This window comes from Paenibacillus phytohabitans, from assembly GCF_013141775.1.
Classification (GTDB): Bacteria; Bacillota; Bacilli; order Paenibacillales; family Paenibacillaceae; genus Paenibacillus_AQ; species Paenibacillus_AQ phytohabitans.
This window is the reverse complement of the sequence record NZ_WHOB01000029.1, coordinates 28,182-47,452: the sequence shown is the minus strand read 5'-3', so window position 1 is coordinate 47,452 and position 19,271 is coordinate 28,182. Positions and strand designations below refer to the sequence as shown.

Annotated in this window: 16 protein-coding genes; 8 read left to right on the top strand and 8 right to left on the bottom strand. The window is 52.4% G+C overall.

Going from position 1 to position 19,271, the window contains the following annotated elements; translation table 11 throughout:
- Nucleotides 1-698: 698 nt before the first annotated feature.
- Nucleotides 699-2,411 (bottom strand): ABC transporter substrate-binding protein, encoded by a 1,713-nt coding sequence (locus GC101_RS11905; RefSeq protein WP_246354304.1) that lies wholly within the window; start codon nt 2,409-2,411, stop codon nt 699-701.
- Nucleotides 2,412-2,557: 146 nt separating this feature from the next.
- On the bottom strand, nt 2,558-3,565 hold the full coding sequence (locus GC101_RS11900; protein WP_171717444.1) for an ABC transporter substrate-binding protein: 1,008 nt from the start codon (nt 3,563-3,565) through the stop codon (nt 2,558-2,560).
- Between the two features lie 442 nt (nt 3,566-4,007).
- Between GC101_RS11900 and GC101_RS11895 the strand changes: the two genes are divergently transcribed.
- From GC101_RS11895 to GC101_RS11885, 3 genes are all read left to right on the top strand, one after another.
- On the top strand, nt 4,008-7,367 hold the full coding sequence (locus tag GC101_RS11895) for an Ig-like domain-containing protein (RefSeq protein ID WP_171717443.1): 3,360 nt from the start codon (nt 4,008-4,010) through the stop codon (nt 7,365-7,367).
- A gap of 173 nt (nt 7,368-7,540) precedes the next feature.
- Nucleotides 7,541-8,596: an SPFH domain-containing protein gene (locus GC101_RS11890; protein ID WP_171717442.1), complete on the top strand. Its 1,056-nt coding sequence runs from the start codon at nt 7,541-7,543 to the stop codon at nt 8,594-8,596.
- Entirely contained in the window at nt 8,593-9,600 is a 1,008-nt protein-coding gene (locus tag GC101_RS11885; RefSeq protein ID WP_171717441.1) for a diacylglycerol kinase catalytic domain-containing protein, read from the top strand. The genes GC101_RS11890 and GC101_RS11885 overlap by 4 nt, the downstream gene beginning before the upstream one ends.
- Nucleotides 9,601-9,718: 118 nt before the next feature.
- On the opposite strand, the gene GC101_RS36740 is transcribed toward GC101_RS11885, so the two are convergent.
- The gene (locus tag GC101_RS36740; RefSeq protein ID WP_216626576.1) at nt 9,719-10,270 is read right to left on the bottom strand and encodes a hypothetical protein; all 552 of its coding nucleotides are present in this window, start codon (nt 10,268-10,270) and stop codon (nt 9,719-9,721) included.
- A gap of 256 nt (nt 10,271-10,526) precedes the next feature.
- Here GC101_RS36740 and GC101_RS11875 point away from each other — a divergent pair, with 256 nt between their 5' ends.
- Complete coding sequence (locus GC101_RS11875) at nt 10,527-11,435, top strand: L,D-transpeptidase family protein (protein ID WP_171717440.1); 909 nt, start codon at nt 10,527-10,529, stop codon at nt 11,433-11,435.
- A gap of 64 nt (nt 11,436-11,499) precedes the next feature.
- Here the strand turns inward: GC101_RS11875 and GC101_RS11870 are convergent, their stop codons facing one another.
- On the bottom strand, nt 11,500-12,480 hold the full coding sequence (locus GC101_RS11870; protein ID WP_171717439.1) for a BadF/BadG/BcrA/BcrD ATPase family protein: 981 nt from the start codon (nt 12,478-12,480) through the stop codon (nt 11,500-11,502).
- A gap of 449 nt (nt 12,481-12,929) precedes the next feature.
- Here GC101_RS11870 and GC101_RS35750 point away from each other — a divergent pair, with 449 nt between their 5' ends.
- A complete protein-coding gene (locus GC101_RS35750; protein WP_216626575.1) occupies nt 12,930-13,292 on the top strand; it encodes a hypothetical protein in 363 nt (120 codons plus the stop codon).
- The gene (locus tag GC101_RS11860) at nt 13,285-13,593 is read left to right on the top strand and encodes a hypothetical protein (RefSeq protein WP_171717438.1); all 309 of its coding nucleotides are present in this window, start codon (nt 13,285-13,287) and stop codon (nt 13,591-13,593) included. The genes GC101_RS35750 and GC101_RS11860 overlap by 8 nt, the downstream gene beginning before the upstream one ends.
- Here GC101_RS11860 and GC101_RS11855 read toward each other — a convergent pair whose 3' ends face one another.
- A complete protein-coding gene (locus GC101_RS11855; protein ID WP_171717437.1) occupies nt 13,594-14,505 on the bottom strand; it encodes a copper amine oxidase N-terminal domain-containing protein in 912 nt (303 codons plus the stop codon).
- A 138-nt stretch (nt 14,506-14,643) separates the two neighbouring features.
- Between GC101_RS11855 and GC101_RS11850 the strand changes: the two genes are divergently transcribed.
- Both GC101_RS11850 and GC101_RS11845 read left to right on the top strand, forming a co-directional pair.
- Nucleotides 14,644-15,111, top strand: a complete 468-nt coding sequence (locus GC101_RS11850; RefSeq protein WP_171717436.1) for a hypothetical protein — start codon at nt 14,644-14,646, stop codon at nt 15,109-15,111.
- 25 nt (nt 15,112-15,136) lie between these two features.
- On the top strand, nt 15,137-15,688 hold the full coding sequence (locus GC101_RS11845; RefSeq protein WP_171717435.1) for an RDD family protein: 552 nt from the start codon (nt 15,137-15,139) through the stop codon (nt 15,686-15,688).
- Nucleotides 15,689-15,781: 93 nt separating this feature from the next.
- Here the strand turns inward: GC101_RS11845 and GC101_RS11840 are convergent, their stop codons facing one another.
- From GC101_RS11840 to GC101_RS11830, 3 genes are read right to left on the bottom strand one after another with little or no spacing between them, the layout of a single operon-like run.
- Nucleotides 15,782-18,127: a carboxypeptidase-like regulatory domain-containing protein gene (locus tag GC101_RS11840; protein ID WP_171717434.1), complete on the bottom strand. Its 2,346-nt coding sequence runs from the start codon at nt 18,125-18,127 to the stop codon at nt 15,782-15,784.
- Nucleotides 18,117-18,461 carry a hypothetical protein gene (locus tag GC101_RS11835; RefSeq protein ID WP_171717433.1) on the bottom strand — a complete coding sequence of 115 codons (345 nt, stop codon included), beginning with the start codon at nt 18,459-18,461 and terminating at the stop codon, nt 18,117-18,119. Before GC101_RS11835 ends, GC101_RS11840 begins: the two co-directional genes overlap by 11 nt.
- Entirely contained in the window at nt 18,458-19,132 is a 675-nt protein-coding gene (locus tag GC101_RS11830; protein ID WP_246354303.1) for an RNA polymerase sigma factor, read from the bottom strand. The genes GC101_RS11835 and GC101_RS11830 overlap by 4 nt, the downstream gene beginning before the upstream one ends.
- Nucleotides 19,133-19,271: the final 139 nt, after the last annotated feature.

Genomic DNA, 19,271 nt, shown 5'->3' with positions numbered 1-19,271 from the left:
CCGGGTGAATCCGGCAAGCTTCATATTCCGGCCAAGCTCCGGGGCTCCGGTATGTCCGAAACCAGCTCTAAACAAGCTACAAACCAACTCCAAGCCACTCCGGACTAACCTCACAGCCGGCTGATCGTATTTTGTACAACAGAATCGGGGTTTTAAGGGTCTGCAAAGGCATTCTAATGTATTTACTGCAACAGAATTTAGGGATCGTCCCCGATTGTGGCTGAAAGGAAGAAATCTATTGTACGAACTCTGCCGAGGTACGAATTCAGGCGATCTAGGGCAGCTCCTGGTGTAGCGTCAGATTTATTTAGTGAAAACCATTTTGGTAAATCGCTTGCTAATGGCCTGAGATGATCCGATTACGGTATATGCCTAGGTGTGTGCGGTAAGCGATATGCATAAGTGCACTTTGTACAACTAAATCGTCTGATATACACCCAATTATCCGTTTAGTTGTATTTCGTGCAATTAAATAGCTATTTGTAGATTGTTTTCACTCATTTGGGTAATTTTAGTTGTACAGATTGCACTTATATGAGGCAAGCCTCTCTTTTCGCTGTTTTTAATTGCACATTATACAACTATCACTTAATTTCCATTTGGAACGGAATACAGCAGTTGCTGCATTGTTAAATGGACTCACTTCTTTAGTTCTGATATTGTACCAGGTTCCAGTCACTCTGAATTCCCGAACCCGCCTACCCGCCCGCTCCCCCCAGCAGCCTGGGCAGCAGGGTCAGCAGCCGCTCGCGGGTCAGGGCATCGCCGGAATTCCATTTGGCGCCGTCCAGCATATAGACGCGGCCCTCCTGTACGGCGGGCAGGCTGTTCCACAGCGGCGTCCGCAGCAGCTGCTCCATGGCTTCCCGTGAGTCCTCGCGCTCCGGGATGAGCATGAAGACGCGGTCCCCCGCGTAGCTGTGCAGCTTCGCCGGGTCCACCTCGCCGAAGCCAAGCCCCTGGTCCAGCAGGCCCTTAATCTCTGCCGTCGGCTGCAGGCCGCCGGGAGCATACAGGGCCGTGGACAGTCCGGTCATCGCCATAGCGAACAGGCGGTTGCCATGGTCGTAGACCAGCGCGGAGGCGGTTTCTCCCGGCTGGAGCCCCTCTGCGTACAGACGCTGCCACATGGCAGCGTTTTTGGCGTGGTAGGCCTCCAGCCAGGCTTCTGCTTCGCGCTGCCTGCCGAGCCACCCGCCAAGTATCCGCAGCCGATGCTCGAGCGGCGCGAATGAATCGAAGGTGAGGGTCGGGGCGATACCGGAGACGCGCGTATAGGCGCGCTCGTCCGAATTCGCGATAATAATCAGGTCGGGGCTGATCAGCCGGGTCAGCTGCGGGTCCAGCGGGAAGCCGACATTGGCCAGATTCTTGACGCGGTGCTTATAGACGCTGTTCCGGGCGAAGGCCTCATCGCCTCCGGCCGGCTTGACTCCCAGCGCCAGCAAATCCCCAAGTGTCTCTCCGTGGTAGACAATCCGCTTCGGACGCTCCGGAATTTCCACTTCATGCCCCGTCCAATCCTTGACGGTAACTTTTCGCTGCTGGGCCTGGGCATACTGCCCGGGCGTGACTCCCGTCTTCTGCCGGAAGCGGCGGCTGAAGTAATATTCATCGGAGAAGCCCACCAGCCGGGCGATTTCGCGCAGCGGCTCGGCGGATTCCAGCAGATAGTTCTTGGAGTGCCCGATGCGCAGATCGGTCAGATAATCGAGCGGCCGCTTGCCGGTCAGCTTCTGGAAGATAGGGGTGTATTGCCAGGGAGAGACCTGTGCCAGCTCCGCAAGCTGCTTCACCGTGATGCTCTCCATATAATGATCCTGCAGGAATTGAATTGTACTCTCCACGGATTGCGCGGGACTGGGCAGCTGGCGGGTGGAGTAATTATGTTCAAATAGCAGGAGCAGCAGCTCCTGGAACTGCAGCTGCTGTCTGAAATACTGGAGTTCGTCCCCGCTGCCCTGGTTCGCAAGCAGTTCCTCTGCGAGCCGTATCACCCGGGTGAAGGGGTGGACGATTAGTTCTTTCCGGCCGGGCAGCAATTCAGCTGTATAGGAAGCAGGAGAATCTCCAGCCGTGATAGCGGCAAAGGATATCAAATAATAGTATAGTGTCATTTCCGCGTTATCCGTACTGTAGGAAGTTCCGGGGGACAGCAGACAACACTTGTCTACATGTACTGAAAGGGCCGGCTGCTCCCCGATACAGAGTTCACCGCGGCCTCCGGTAAAGATCAGAAGTGTATGCTGACCGGCAGTCTGCACAGCGGACACAGTGTCAGCACTCTGGATTACCAGCTCAATGCCCTTCAGCTGAAACAGCAGGGAGCGGAGCGGAACTGCCGGCAGGGCCGGAGCCGCTGCAAGTGCGGGTTCAGGGGGGAGTCCAGGGTTCAGGGCATTCTGTCTCAAGGCTCAGCACTCCTTTCAGGGCAGTTGAATTTATATGTATATTGAGAACGATTATCAATAAACCTCATTGTATATAAAATAAAGCAGCTTATCAACATTAGTTGATAAGCTGCTTTTAATATTCGTCCTGTCTGCATGCGTAATCGTTACTTATTCAGCATTGTGGGGATTTCTCCCAGCAGCCATTCTCTGGTGGTGGCATCACTGGAGGTTTTCATAATGTCCTGCGTGTAGACATAGCCGTTCTTAACGGCCGGCAGGCTTTTCCAGACTGCACTTTCCAGCAGCTTGTCGGTCGATGCCTTGGCTTCGTCAGCTACCGGCGTCAGAAGGAAAATACGGTCCCCTGCGTATTCCTGGATAACCTCCATCGAGATCTCCTGGAAGCCCATGTCGGCGTCAAGCACCTTTTGGATCGCCGGAGTAGGCTTGAATCCGTTCTCTCCATACAGTACCTGTGACAGGCCGGTTGTAGCCATTACAAACAGTCTGTCGCCCGGATAGTAAGTGAAGACTGCGGCGGTTTCGCCTTCCTTCATGCCTGATGCTTTAAGCTGGGCCCACATGGCGTCTTCCTGCGTCTGGTACTGGGCCAGCCAGGCTTCTGCTTCTGTTGTTTTGCCCAGGATACCGCCGATTTCCTGCATCCGTTCCTTCAGCGGGGCGAAGGTATCGAAGATAATGGTTGGAGCGATTTTGGACAAAGCATCGAAATCAGCCTCTTCAATTCCGGCATAGATGATCAGATCCGGCTGAAGCTCAAGCGTCTTCTCCAGGTTGATCGGGAAGCCGACATCTTCTACCCCGGTCAGCTTGTCCTTGAATACCTGGCCATCAGCCATGGAGAGCGGATAGCCGATGGCCTGTACGCCCAGCGCAATCAGATCGCCATAAGTTTCCCCGGAGTAGATGATCCGCTGCGGGTTCACAGGAATCTCAACCGTATGGCCTTTGTAATCGGTGTAAGAGCGTGTTGTGGCTGCCGGTTCTGCAGTAGCTTCTGCGGTTGGAGCAGCGGTTGCAGCGGTATTGCCGGCAGCTGTGTTAGCTGCAGCGTTGCCTTCGTCATTCTTGGTGCTGCTGCAGGCGAGCAGTAAGGTGCTCATCAGGAAGATGATGCACAGGATAGCGAAAGGTTGTCTTGCCTTGTTCATTGTAAGTAGGCCTCCCAATTATATCGATTACCAATAATGATAATCATTCTCGTTTAAATGATCATAGATGATAACCATCCGTTACTCAATGGACAAAACCCAAAGCTGGAATTTAGTTTGTGCAAAAGAAGAATCGAGTTTGTGCAAAGGTGATTAGAGTTTGTGCAAAGCCGGAAATCCGCTGTGAATTTTCAGGTTATTAAAAAAAGAATGAGGCTATTCAGACTACATTCAGTTTGGGTTGTTATGATGCATTCAGCCTACCGCTTGAGCAGGGTGTATTTAGAGCTGTTCTTTTTCCGCGGATTGTGTAAATACATAGATGAATAAGCGATTTATTACCGTTGTTATAAGAAAAAAATTAAGTCTTTAGTACCTGAATTAAAAGCCGGGATATGTCGATAAGAGATTCAAATCATAATTCAACAAGGAGGATAACAGATTGAAGAAAAACAGCTATTTCCGGTTTTTGCTGATGGCATTGCCGCTGCTTCTGGTATTGACTAACGGGGGATTGGCGCTGGCAGCCTCCACCGTAACGGTCTCCAAAATTGTGCTGAATGTAAGTGAACTTACGCTCGCGATGGAAGAGACTTCGGCTCTAACAGCTACTGCGGTCTATTCCGACAGCACGTCAGGCGACGTGACGGTTAACAGTGACTGGTCCAGCGATAAGCCGGCGGTAGCCACCGTATATAACGGGATTGTGACGGCCAAGGCGGAAGGGACAGCTACGATTGTTGCGGTATTTACATATAGTGACGGCACGAAGTTCTCCCAGGCCGCAACGGTTACTGTAACCAAGAAGGTTAAAGCGCTGACGCAGAATGTCCAGAGCCTGGATCTCCGCAAAGCCGAGTCGGACAGCATTATTCTGACCGCAACGTATTCGGATAATACAACGGACGCCACGGTGGCAAACAAGGCAGTCTGGAGCACGAGCGATGCTGCGGTAGCAACCGTAGTGAACGGTGCAGTCAAAGGGATCTCCTCCGGGACAGCCACAATCACAGGCGTATATGGCAAAAAAACCATCACCGTCACAGTGAATGTAGAGGTGGCCAAGCGGATTGAAGCGGATCAGCCGGAGCTTGCGCTTTTGCTGAAAGACAGCTCGGCTGTAAAGCTTACAGCTACTTTCCAGGATGGCACGCAGGAGAATGTAACGTCCCTGGCCGCCTGGTCCTCCAGTGATGAATCGGTTGCTGATGTCCTTAAAGGCGTCATTACCGGCTACAAGCAGGGAACGGCGGTTATCACCGCCAAATACGGCACCAAGACTACCACAGTAGAGGTAACGGTTGACCAGACCAGTAAGCTGGTTGTGGATGATCAGAGTGTTTTTCTGAAGACGGAAGAAGCTCAGCAGCTTAAACTCACCGCAGTCTACCCGGATGGGACGACCAAAGATGTGACCGGCACTGCGGTCTGGAGTTCGAGCGATTCCAGTATCGCTTATGTATACAAAGGCAAGATTTACGGCTACACAGCCGGAACGGCGACGATTACAGCGACCTATGGCGACAAGTCTGTACAGGTGGATGTGGATGTTGCGGTGGCCCGGTATCTGGATCTGAGCGAAGAACAGCTTAGCCTGAAAACAAGCTCCACCCATGCGCTTACCCTGACGGCGACCTATGCCGATGGCAGCACCGAGGATGTCACTTCTAAGGCGGCATGGAGTTCGAGCGATGAGCTTGTGGCTTTTGTCAAAAAAGGATCCCTCACTACTTATAAATTGGCTGGAACCGCAACAATCTCTGCCGTCTACGGCACACTTGAAACCTCGACCCAGGTCGAAGTCGGAGCCGTAAGCAAACTGGTAGCCAGCGATGATAATGTATTCCTGCAGATTAGCGGTACGAAGCAGCTTGTGCTGACTGCCGTAGCAGGCGACGGGTCCTCATCGGATATTACAAGCAGTGCGGTATGGACCACAAGCGATAAGAGCATCGCTCTGGTCAGCAAAGGCCTGATCACCGGTTATTCCGTAGGTACGGCGACCCTTACAGGAACTTATAATGGAGCGGCGGCCACGGTTACCGTTGATGTGGGAACAGCAAGACATCTGGCCTTAAGTGAAACCAGTCTGAATCTTGCGGTGGATGCTGCTAAGGTGCTTGTGCTCAAGGCGACTTTTGCGGACGGTACGGTAACAGATGTAACCAGCAAGGCAACCTGGAGCTCCAGTGATGAAGCTGTGGCTTATGTGGATAAAGGAAGTATTACAACCTACGCAGAGGGCAACGTGACGATAACAGCAGCCTATGGCGGGAAGACAGTAACTGCAACAGCTGCTGTAGGTAAAAGCAATAAGCTCAGCGTCGATAACGACAGCCTGAACCTGCGCCTGAACGGAACTCATCAGCTTGTGCTGACCGCCCTGGATGCAAGCGGCACCCCAAGCACGGTGACAGACAGCGCAGTCTGGACCACTGCTGACGAGAATATCGCTATCGTGACCAAAGGTCTGGTTACAGGCTACAAGTCCGGCAAAACTACAATTACCGCCGTTTATGGCGGCAAAACCCTCACCATTGCTGTGAGTGTCGAAACAGCTGCGCGCCTGAATCTTACGGTCAGCAAGCTAAACCTCGGCAAGGACCAGAGCAAAGCGGTAACGGCTATGGCCAGTTATGAAGACGGAACTTCACAGGATGTCACAGAGGATGCAGTGTGGACTACAGATAATGCGGATGTAGCTGATGTTAGCAAAGGAACCATTACCGCCTATGCTACAGGCAGTGCTGTAATTACGGCCTCTTACGGCGGCAAGACGGCAACGGTCAAAATCACGGCAGGCACACCGGACAAACTGGCGCTGCAGGCCAAGACCATTGAACTGAAGGAAGACGAGACTTATCAGGCCGAGGCTACCGGCAGTTACAGTGATGGCAGCGACAAGACGATCACCAGTGATGTGGAGTGGAGCTCCAGCGATGAGAAGATTGCCGAGGTTAAGGACGGTCTGATTACCGGCCTCTCTGTAGGCACAGCGGTGATTACCGCCAAAATAGGTACGGAGAAGGCGGCCATTACCGTGAATGTGGGCCTTGTGGATGAGCTGGCTGCCAATGTGAGCCTGATTACGATGTCTGCCGGAGACAAGGAGCAGATTACACTGACTGCCACCGATTCCGCCGGGGTAGAGAGTGATGTAACGGCGGATGCGGACTGGAGCTCGGCCAAGACTACAATCGCTACGGTCAAGAAAGGTCTTGTAACCGGAGTGCTGAAGGGCAAAACGGCGATCACCGCCTCCTATGGAGGTCAGAAAGTGACGGTCAACATTGAAGTGGATCAGATCACTGTCATCGAAGCATCGGTGACCAACCTGGCGATGAAATCCGGGGATACGGCCAAAATCGCAGTAAGCATCACTTACAGCGATGGCAAAACGAAGGATGTGACGGACAAGGCGGAGTGGAAAAGCGGAAGCTATAAGATCGTCACAGTTACCGGAGGCTCGGTCAAGGCAGTGGCTTACGGCAAATCCTATGTGACGGCCAAATACGGCGGCAAAACCGTCAAAGTCCCCGTAACCGTTGATGTGCTGAAATATCTCGAGGTCAGCCAGATGAATCTTACGCTGAGTGCAGGACAGTCTGTGCAGCTGACGGCAACGGCTACTTTTGAGGACGGCAGTGAATCGGATGTATCCAAGACAGCAGTCTGGACTTCCACCAAGGAGCTTGTAGCTACCGGCAAAAACGGGCTGATTAAGGCCAACAGCAAAGGCACTGCGAGCATATCCGTGAAATACGGCGGCAAAACCGTCAAAATAAAGGTCACTGTAAAGTAACTTACTTACACCTGCCTCATTTTCCATTTTGGAGAGTGAGGTATTTTTTTGCGGATTTTTGTTATTAACATATTGATAATATCATTAAAGTCTGCTAAGATATTGTTAATAACAATTTAATAATAACATTAAGTTAATATCAACCACTAAATAAACAGCAGGAGGTAATGACCATGTTCGGATTCCGCTTCGTAAAGTTCCAGCCCAGTGAATATGTCCTTAAGGTGAAGAACGGTAAGGTAGTGCAGGAAGGTGTAGGAATTTCTTTCCATTATTACGCGCCTACGACCTCGGTTGTAGTGGTGCCGGTCTCTTCGATTGATGTACCGTTCATGTTCGAGGAAATTACGGCTGATTATCAGACGGTGACCGTGCAGGGGCAGCTGACCTACCGGATCGTGGATTACGGCAAGACTACACAGATTCTTAACTATACGTATAATCTGCGGAAGAATACCTACCTCTCGGATGATCCGCACAAGCTGGCCCAGCGGGTGATCAATATCGCGAAGGTGCTGACCAAGAAGCAGCTCGGGCAGCTGCCGCTGAAGGAAGCCATTCAGTCGAGTGAACGTCTGGCTAAGACAATTACGCTCGAAATCGGACAGAGCGCGGAGATAGAGAAGCTGGGCATCGAGCTGATGGGGCTGTCCATTCTGGCAATCGTGCCGAATAAGGAAACGCTGCGCGCGCTGGAAGCGCAGGCCCGCGAAGAGATTCTCCGCAGCGCCGACGATGCGCTCTATGAACGGCGCAATGCCTCGATTCAGCAGGAGCGGCGGGTGAAGGAGAATGAGCTGAATACGGAGATCGCCGTGGAGACGAAGAAGCGGCAGATCCGCGAAACCCAGCTCGATGCCGAACGCTCGGTGAAGCAGAAGCAGAATGAGATGAAGGAAGAGCAGCTCAGCTTCGATACTGCGCTGGAGGAGAAGAAGCAGGAGCTGATTGAACTGACAGTGGCGAATCAGAGGGCGGAAGCGGATGCCAAGGCCTACGAGCTGTCGGTGGTGATGAATTCGCTCCAGGGCGTAGCACCTGGTGTACTTCAGGCACTGACGAATGTAGGCATGAATCCGGATAAGCTGATTGCCATCGCGTTCCAGGAGCTGGCTGAGAATGCCGGGAAGATCGGGCAGCTCAATATTACCCCGGATCTTTTGCAGGGAATTATGGCCGGGTCGCCGGGTAACGGGGCGGGCGCGGCAAGAGGAGGCAACGGACGATGAGCAGCCCGGTATCCGAGAACAAGATTATTCTGATCAAACGCAAGACGCGCCTGGAAGAACTGGTGGTCCGCTACAATACGATCCAGCAGGCCCAGTTCTATATTGAACGGCTGGGGGCCGATTTCAGCGATTATTTGAGCGAGGACTTCACTTACCGCAAGGCGGTAGAGGCTGCTGTAACCGAGCTGAGCGCGGCAGGCCGGCTGCAGCTTCTGGACCGGCAGCATGTGCCTAACTTTATATTTGGAGAGCGGGATACAGTAGTTGTGCTGGGGCAGGACGGTCTGGTTGCCAATACGCTGAAATACCTGCGGGAGCAGCCGCTGATCGGTGTAAATCCCGACCCGCAGCGCTGGGATGGTGTGCTGCTGCCCTTCACGGTTAAGGACCTGCGGCAGCTGGTGCCGGAGGTGCTCCGCAGCCAGCGGCAGGTACGCGAGGTTACCCTTGCCAGGGCAGAGCTGAACGACGGCCAGAGCCTGTACGGTGTCAACGATCTGTTCATCGGCCGCCGGACCCACGTCTCGGCCCGTTATCAGCTTGAACTGAACGGCACGCTGGAGCAGCAGTCCTCCAGCGGGATTATTGTCTCCACCGGCATGGGCTCCACCGGCTGGCTCAAAAGCGTTCTCGCCGGAGCAGCGGGAATTGTCAGCCAGGCGGCGCAATGGCAGGCAGAGGAACAGGTGACGGTAACGGTGGGCTTGGAAGCACATGCGTCTGTCCATGGGGGCAGACCGCAGGAAAACGGCGCGGCGCTCAAGCTGGCCTGGGATCATCCGGAGCTCTACTTTACGGTACGGGAGCCTTTTCCCAGCCGGACGACTTCAGCCGATCTGGTCTTCGGCAGGATCAACAGCCGTATGCCGCTGCGAATTACTTCGCAGATGCCGGAGGACGGGGTAATCTTCAGTGATGGAGTCGAGAGCGACTACCTGGAATTCAACTCCGGCGTAGAGGCAACGATTGGCCTCGCGGAGAAGAGAGGACGGCTGGTAGTCTAACATGCATATGTATGAATGCCCAGGCGCGAAGTGCAGATACAAAGAAGGGGTTCCCCGCAGTGCCGCTGGTGCGGCCTGAGAGAACCCCTTTGTCTTGAGCAGCTATTCCGGGCATATATTACTGCTGGAAGCTGCGTCCCTGATTCATCGGAGAACCGTAGGAATGGTTTGTCTGCATGGGTGTATGCAGCGGCTGAGGATTAAATGAAGAATTAATTGGGCTATGCAGTGAATTTACCGGCTGGCTATTGGAAGTGAAGGACGGGCTGAAGGAAGAATTATACGCTCCAGAGCCTGTGCTATAGCTATGATTGCCAGTGTTACCGGGGCTAAAGCTTGGGATTCCTGTATTATAGCCCTGTTGTTCGGTATTGAATCTTTGAATACCACCTGTATTGTAGCCGGCAGTCTGCGGGGTCTGCTCCAGCTGTCTGATTAACTGCGAGACCTGCTGCAGCTGCTGCATTGCGGTCTGATGGCCCTGCAATGCCTGCTGAATCATCTGAATGGCCTTATTGCTGTGCTGGCTAAGCTCCTGCAATTTGGCGGCATGCTCCTGCTCCTGCTGCAGAAGCTGCTGATAATTCTGCGTGCCCTGCTGGGTCTGTGTCATCAGCTGCTGGATGATTTGCTCGCTTTGGCTGATCTGGCTGGAATGGTTTGAATTCAAAGTAAATGGCCTCCTTGGCGGGTGCTGTAATGGTCATGCGGGCTTATTATCTCTGGCGGAGGCACTTAATATTCATCCTCATGGAACCGCACACGAAGCACCGCTTGAACGGTTACAATTGTGCAAACTCTGCTTCAAATCCTCAGGGACGAGTTGATAAGAATAGGTACAAGCTGCTGTGCAACTAATGCGGCAGACTGACGTCTATGTAGAAAAGAGTTTCCAGTATCACCCATAACCTGGAGGTGGGGCAACCATGAATCTGCGTGAGCGTATCAGCCTGACTACAACTTATGTTCCAAGGAGCATCAAGCTTATGCTTGTGTTCGCAGTGCTGTTCACAGCATGCTTCACAGGATCAGCCGCAGCAGCGTCATCATCATCCTCAGATCTGATTATTGTGAACAAAAAGACGAATAAGCTGGCCTATTTCAGCGCCGGTAAGCTGGAGAAGGTTTTTCCGGTCGCCACCGGCAAGAACAAGAGTCTGACGCCTGAAGGCAGCTTCAAAATTGTGGTCAAAATCAAGAACAGACCCTATTACAAAGAAAAGATTCCCGGAGGCGATCCGGCCAATCCGCTGGGCGACCGCTGGCTGGGGCTGGAAGTGAACGATACCTACGGCACGACTTATGCCATTCATGGCAACAATAATGAAGCCTCCATCGGTAAATATGTCAGCGCCGGATGCATCCGGATGCATAATGATGATATCCACTGGCTGTATCCAAGGGTAGCCAATAACACTCCTGTGATCATTACTACTTCAGGACTTGATATGGCAAGCATCGCAGTGAAGAGCGGCTATTCCACCGGGCCGACAATGATTGCGGGCGTCTTTGTCATCAATGGAGAAAAGCTGGAGGTTAAGGATTCTTTCCTGCTGGAGAATTCACGGGTATTCGTTCCGCTCCGCGAATCGGTTGCCCTGCTGGGCGGAACCCTGAAGCAGGAGGCGGGAACCGGAGCGCTTATCATTACTATAGGTGGGCACACCGCGGTCCATAAACCGCTTAGCGAAACAGCGAAGGTGAACGGCAAAACGGTGGCCATGCTGGCCTCGCGGACTGTAAACGGGCGATTGTATATTCCCTTAGGCAGCTTGACGCCGCTCTTTGGCCTTCCCGTCATATGGAACGCCAAAGAGGCGACTGTGAAGCTGTGATGCGCCTAAACTAGAAGCTGCCAGATGAAGGTCTATCCGTAGCAATCACGCGCTGCGTATATGCTCACTGAGGCAGCTTGCTGCTATGCTGCAGCCGGCTGATTATATTTTCCGTGACCGGCCGGCCTAATTGCTCCAATGCATACAGGATAGCTCCTGCTTCGGGCGGGAGCTGTGGCGTTACTACCTTATACTGTTTGTTGGCCCCGCTCTTCCGTAAACTGCGTAATTCCGATTGAAAATACCTGCTGTTTGCCACACTGCCGATGAAGGCTACCGGGACGGTCTGCTGCGCAAAAGAAGAAGCCAGCAGCCCGATGCCTGTCTTAATCTGCTCTGCAGCCCTGCCGCAGACCCGGGCGGCGGCGGAGCTTCCGCGCTCCGCTTCTTCCGTAACTATAGGAGCAAATTCTCCAAAACGTCTGTCCCGGGCTTTCCGGTCATCGTCAAACCCTTCACTTGCAAGCATATATAGTTCAGAGACTGCAGCAACGTTCCAGTGCGCAAGCATCCGGTCGACAAGCAACTCATCGCTTGAATTTGTGTGACCGGCCAGCACTTCAAAGACGGTATCATATGAGAGGAGCCGGGCGGCACTTGCGGCATAATGATGGAAATCATAATTGCGTAAATAACGTCCGTCTTCATTAATGGCAATAATGATGGAGCCAGTTCCCGAGATGACAATAATGCCGGGCTGCGCAAGCAGTGCTCCGTAATGGGCGATAAGCGCGTCATTGACGTGCCACCTCGGACAAGTCAGCTCCGGAACCCCGGTGAGCGGCAATATCCAGTTCAAATCCTCCGGCGAGTCATATCCGGCAACCCCGGCAGCCATGCCGATGACCCTGCCCGGTTCGATGCCGCCGCTTTCCAGCGCTTCTATAATCGCTGACCTCACGTTATGCTGAGCTGCGGAATCCCTATACGCGGAAGCGCTCCCTTTTCTGCAATAGGCAAGTATATTCCCCTCTATGTCGGCGGCTATAACCCGCGTATGAGTTCCTCCTCCATCGATTCCAATTACAACATCTGTTCGCTGCATTCCGGACACCTCTTCACGTTCTTTTCTACAGAATACTATAATCACTCCAGCGTTGGATATAACACAGGCAGATACTGCGAGGGGATAATACTCCTTCACGGCAGCCGATTTACCGTCAGCTTGCGGTTGCTGAAGCAGGATTAACAGGGTAAATATAGAAGTTATAGAAGGGAACTGGATGAGGGGCATTCTTCCGGGTTGTGATGCGGACCGGTAATCAGTCTGGCATTCCATAGGAGGTAATTGGGATTAGAATACGAATTATAGGCGGATGCGGCAGCGGGAAATCATATACAGCCAGGGAATTAACACGAATCTACGGTATCCCCTGTTATGAAACTGACAATTTTGTCTGGGACCGGAGTACGGACAACACCCGCAATTCACCAGAGGTCAGGGATACCCGGTTAGCTGAAACAGTTGCTGCGGAATCGTGGATTATAGAAGGCGTGCATCACAAATGGGGAACAGAGAGCTTCGGGGAAGCGGATTTGATTTTTCTGATTAAACCTAATTTGTATGTGCAGAATGGGCGGGTAATCCGGAGGTTCGTCAAGACAAGGCTGGGTCTGGAGCAGGGAAACTATAAGCAGACTTTCAAGAATTTGTCCGTGATGCTGTTCGAATGGAACCCGGGATTCATGAGGGAGAGTGTTCCCGCCATTATGGAATTAACCGAAGCGTACAAGGCTAAAAGGATAATAGTGCGCAATAGCAGCGAGATTCTGCAGCATGTAAGCAGATACATCGGAGATGCCAGTCTCCTGGAGGCGGGCGCTATAAATCATGAAACCGGAGGACAAAATGAGTAAATTCGCAACTTTTATAGCAGAGATGCTGCGTTTAGTGGTTCTGCTGGTTCTGACACTAGGTGTACTCGGGGGTGTGGAGCAGTGGATCTTCAAAATGTTATATGGATGGACCGGGTATTTGTATACTGCAGTAATCGGTAATTTTCTCATATTCTTAGTGATGTACCGGAATTATTGGCAGTTCAAGGGCTGGTACAAATCGGAGAAGAATCAGAAGCTGAAGCCGGTGTGGACCCGGAGTCTGAGTACAGCCGCGCTGCTGCTGATTCTTGTTCCGTTTGCGGTACCGATCTGGATGTAATTAGTTTTGTACAGAGGATGATGCTTCCCCTGGTATTTCAAAGAATTCATTCAGCTTCATATTTTGTTGCCCGACCGTCCTGGAGGCACCCGTAGCATCAATGAATCCATAGGTTGCCTCCATAACCGGAAGCATCAGATGATAGAATGCGAGGCTACCCTTATAGGTGGGCATTTTTCCGGCCTGATCCACAATTTTGTACGGTACAAAGAAGAGTCCGGCAGAGGATGGGGCACTATAGTCTATTTTGGCAGACCAGATCTCTTCCGCATAATTACCTGTAACTTCATAATACGAAAAACCAGGCCCGCCTTGAATGAAGAAACGGCCCGCTGTGCCTTCCGGGAAATAATAGTCCTGATTCTGTGACTCATTAATGATAGGGATTTGCTTAAGCGTGCTGACGCGGGGGAAATGAAGTGCTGCTGTACGTGCTTCCCCCAGATTCGCAGATTGGAGTTGAGTGATCAGCGCCTCATCTGCTTTGGCGACATACACAATCCGGGTGGCAGCATTCCAGGCTACATGCGCATCTGCGGCTTCTGCTATGAAGCGGATCGGCACCATGACTCTGCCTTTAAGCAAAACCGAGGCGACAGGCAGGGCGGTTGGTTTGCTTCCAATCAGGGCGTTTTTTTGACCCGCAACCAGTGTGATTGTTTCCCCGCTGCGGCCAATTGTAACTGTCTTGGTGTCATTATTCCAAGCGACAGTAATCCCCGGGATATGCTTCACTACATTTAGCGGGACCATGGTTGTGCCTTGTGTGAGATAAGGGGGCATGTCTGTGCTTATCGTGGAGTTGTTTATTTCTACTGAAATGGTTGGAACTGAGGCAGGGGCCGCCAGGGCAGTGCCGGACAGCAATATCAACAGCAGCACCGGCAGGCAGATAAATTTGATGACCTTCATCTTGAGTAGTCCTCCTTCGGGAATATCGTTGATTTACTAAAATTATACAGTTATAGACGCCGGATCTATTTGAAAGTTGCATATATGCCAGTTGTACTCTAGCAGTTCATGGAAGTTGATAGAAAAGGGGGTAGAGCTTTGACCCGGAAATCATGGATAGTGTCAGTAATAACAGTACTGATCGTGGCATTCCTGGGCTATGAATGGTTTCGTCCGCAGCATGTGGAGCGGGAGTACCCTAGTGTGATTTACTCCAATAATGAAGTCGTGAAGCATAGCGTAATCGGGCTGAGGGGTGAAGTATGGAGAGGTGTGCCCGGAAGCAGTGAGTTTACCGGCGAGCTTACACTGGATAGAGGTCTTCATTATGATGTGAAGCTTAAGGATGGCGGCGGATACTACTTGGGAATTCTGACGGTCCTGGATGCAGACCGGTCACGGCGTTCGATTGGCTCTATTATAGCGTCTCAGAAGCTGGATAAGTTCTGGATTATGCTGACCCGTCTTGATGAGCGCTACGGGCTTGCAGCCGGAGAGGGATATATCTCGGGTCCGGCTAATACGCTAGAGGAGGCCATACAGACCGGGAAGGATATTATGGATTGATTATTATACACTGAGGGGGAACAGTATGGAACAGCGGATAGAGGAACAGCTCGATTTGGATGACTATGTAGGTTTTTGGAAAAGAGTACTGATCAGCTTCATTGATTTTCTGATTCTGGCCCTTCCTACGTATTTTTTGAACAGGTTGTGCGTCTCTGCCGCAGAGTCGGCGGAATCGGCTTTTCCACTTTTTATTCAGTTTGTGCTGCTGATAGGCTTCAATGTGTTCATGGTTGTCAAATATGGAGGCACTCCGGGCAGACTGCTTCTGGGGGTAAGAATTATTAATGAGGATGGCAGATATCCGGCGCTGAAGCAGGCTTTGATTAGATATCTCTTCTTCATCGTCAACGGATTTCTTGCGGTTATTGTGAGTCTGAACACTGAGGAATTATCTGCGGTTTCCAGCAGTCTGGCCAACTGGAGCCCGCTCGCCACGAATTTGAATGTGTTCTTTGGCTGGGTCGTGGTCGCCGATTGCCTATTCGTTGCATTCACCCGGCGCAACCGGGCGCTGCATGATATGATGGCCGGAACCTATGTGGTTAAGAAGAATGCACTGGACCATCTTGTTTGAGCCAAAAGAATAGAATAAGCCAACTGCAAAGGGGATAGACCAGGCGGCGCTGCCGCTCCTGTTCTATCCCCTTTGCCCTGCTCCAGAGGTGGATTAGTCCACCTCCAGAACAGCCTTCATGAACGTCTTGAGCGCGGAATCCCCGCTTTCTCCAGTCCATTCCCTGAGTTTGCCGGACCTTGCTGTATATAGCTCCAGCATCTGTTTCAGCTGCCGGTCAAAGAGCTCCAGCTGTCCTGTACGCTCTGCCTCCATCTGGGTTATCAGCTTCGCCCAGTTAACAGTGGCGGAGCCGGGACTATGCTGGGGATAACGCTGAGCAAGCTTTAGTACGTCATCCAGCGGCTGTCCCGCCGCCAGCTCTGCCGCCAGATAGCTGCCGATGAAGCGGTGGCTGCCATCCTCCTCCAGCGAGGCGACGAATTGCCTGCGGGCTTCGTCCAATTCCCCCTGGTACATCAGCGCGGTAGCGTTAATACCCAGATCATAGCTGTGCGGTTTCTGCTCACGCAGCTCAAGAAACCAGGAATAATAATGATTGTAGCTTTTCCAGTCAGACTGCTCATAGTAGTAATGCGCCAGGTTGAAGACATAGTCTGCAGTCGGACACAGCTCTACAAGCTTCACTAGCAGAGGTATCGTTGCTGCTTCTAAGGATTCGTCTTTTGTATAGGAAGCCTTGGCTGTCATGAGATGAACCAGCATTTTGAGCGCATGATCATCCTGGGGATCTCCGGCATAATCGTGGCGGTACGCTTCCAGTGCCTGCTCAAGCTTCTGCGCTTTAACCAGCTGATCGGCAGCGGTAAGACTGCGCGACTGTAAATAGAAGAAAGGCAGATTGCCGACGTTGTCCTCGTTCAGCCGGTAGCCATTGCTGCGGGTAATCACCTGTCCGGATTCATCATAGGCTTCGATGCTCCACGAGAAGCGGCCGCTTGGATCGGCGAAGCCGAGCAGAGACGAAGGCTCAACCGATTCCCAGCCTTCTCCGCTGCTGCTGGTGGAGAAGCCGCCGCTGCTATACAGCTCTGTTACAGGGATGGAAATCTTATTACCCGTGATATGCTGGCGGATTACATAACTGAAGCTGCTGCCTTCCGCTGAGACTGTGCCGCTGAGAGTGTATGAGGTGGCATTCCGGACAGTTTCCCACTCGAATTCTACAGAATCTCCTGTAAGGATCTGCGAATTTACCGGTGATTTCAGCTCCAGCAGAGGCTGAAGGATAATATTATTAGTCAAACGGTCATTTGGTTTGATCTCGATCCAGTCATCAGTCTGCACAGGCCAAGTCCAGCCGTCGATCTGCTCAAAGCTCAGGCCCAGAAATATCTGATAATAGCCGGGAATGACGCCTGAGAAGGAATAACGGCCCTGTGCATCTGTGACGATCTCATATGGCTCCGAGCCATATAACACACTATGACTAACTTCGCTCTCCGTCCGCAGGAAGATGCCTGCCCGGGAGACCGGAGTGCCGTCGCTGTAGGTTAGTGTCCCTGACACGGTGGCAGGAGCAAAGTTTCCTGAATCTGCAGCAGCTGTAAGTGCGGTCTGCAGTGCAAGCAGCTGCCGCTGCATTTCGGAAGTGGGCACCCCCATATTCTCTGAAGCAGCTTCAAGGGAATTTGGTGCCGATGAAGGTTGCTCTGTGGAGCCCTGGGGGCTTAAGTCATTCCCTTCGTTCACTTCATGATATTTCTCGTCACGTGACTCCTTGTAACTCTTCAGACTGTTGTTTACCAGCTCCTGCGCTTCGCTGCACTTACCTTCTGCAAAGAGCAGCCGCGCGCCCAGCCAGGCTGAACGGGCATCTAATTCTTCTTCGCCATAATGCCCCGGGGAGTCAGCCTGCATCAGCAGCACTTTTGCAGCCGCCCAATTGCCTGCACTCAGTGCCCGCTGTGCCTGAAGCAGGAGCAGCTCTCTGGCCAAAGTGGATTTGCTGCTCATTCTTGCAATAGCCTCCGTAAGGACCTTGTCCCCGTCACCTCCGGCACCCAGGGCATCGTATTCATAGACAAGCTGTTTAGCGGCAGTAAGCAAATAGCCGTCTATAGGGCCTTCGAGAACATATTCTCTCAGGAACCGGAGCTTATCTGCGGGTAGCAGCGGCAGTGGTGTCTCTTCGTTATTGTTCTGGCTCCACTGGCTAGAAGAGGAGCCGATATACACATTGAAATCATAGGGCTGTATCCAATTGCCTGGTTCAATTATTTTAGTGCGGATAAGCGTCATACGCTTGCTCCCGCTGCTGGTATCCAGCTGACTCAGTAGCATTTCGCGTGCCAGAGCCCCGGTATCCGCTGTGGCGGAGGTTGCAGGCTGAACGGATGGCGCTGCTGCCTGCTGCAGAACACCCGGTAATAGTATCAATAGCGCAAGCGGAAGCAGCACGAACAGCACCAGCTGTTTGACCTTGATTCTAATTTTCATGGCGTCTCACCGCCTGTTCATAAATGTCTTTCCAATACGTATTGCCGCCGGCTTCAATCAGTTCCCGCTGGCCCTGTGCCGGCAGTGTCCGGGCTTCATGTTCCGGGGCCCCGCTCTGCGGGTAGCAGAGGATCAGCGCTCCTGCGATTAACAGTGCAGATAGCGCACCCAGTGGCTTGAGTGGAATTTCCAGCTCCTTATTCCATAGTGCCCGCAGGCGGGCCAGCGGTGCGTTAGGGTGAGTCTGCTGCAGAACCCGTTCCTGTCCGCTGAAGGAGAGGCTGCTCAACTCTTCATCCAGACGGCGTTTGATGTGTTCTTGTTCACTGCTCATAGAACATGCCCCTCCTTCTCCAGAATCTGCTTCAGCAGTATCCGTCCCCGGGATAACCGGGATTTCACCGTATTGTCCGGTAATCTCAACTGCCCGCTGATCTCGCGGATACTCATCTCATGATAATAGTACAGCGTCAGGCATTCGCGGTAGATGTAATCCAGACTTCTTACAGCTTCACTTAGCTGCAGATTATGCCATTCTGCTATAAACAGCTCTTCTGCGCCTGCGGAGGCGCCTGCTTCATTCTGTACCCAGGCCCCGCCCTCCGGCGCAGGAAAAATATTTCGCCAGCCCCATGTCCGCTGTCTCATCCGGCAGCGGTTAACCACAATGGTGATCAGCCAGGGTCTCAGACGCTGAGGGTCCTTCAGCTGCCCGATTTTGGCATAGGCCTGAATGAAGGTATCCTGCACGGCTTCCTCGGCAGATTGCCGGTCCCGCAGCAGCAGCCAGGCGGTCCGGAGCAGCATATCCCCATATTGCTCCATCAGCTGGCGGAGAGCGGACTCATCCCTGGCTTTGATTCTCTCTACAATATCCAGATGAAGCTCCCCTCCCTTTATTAGTAAGATGCGTGCTGCGGGAGGAAGGTTGCGTGCCGCAGGGAAATAATTCCTGAATTGAAGGGCTTGAGCAGCGAATGTGCTTCTGAATTGCAGAAAGTGCAAGAGAATCAAATTCCGGGTAATTTTTAGGGAGTTCTATTGTACTAAATGCAACAGATCCGGTAATGCAGCTTAGGGGGCGTTCTGCGGTGAGAGCAGCGCTGCAACTTCACGCGGCAGCATCAGTCCCAGCTGCTCCATG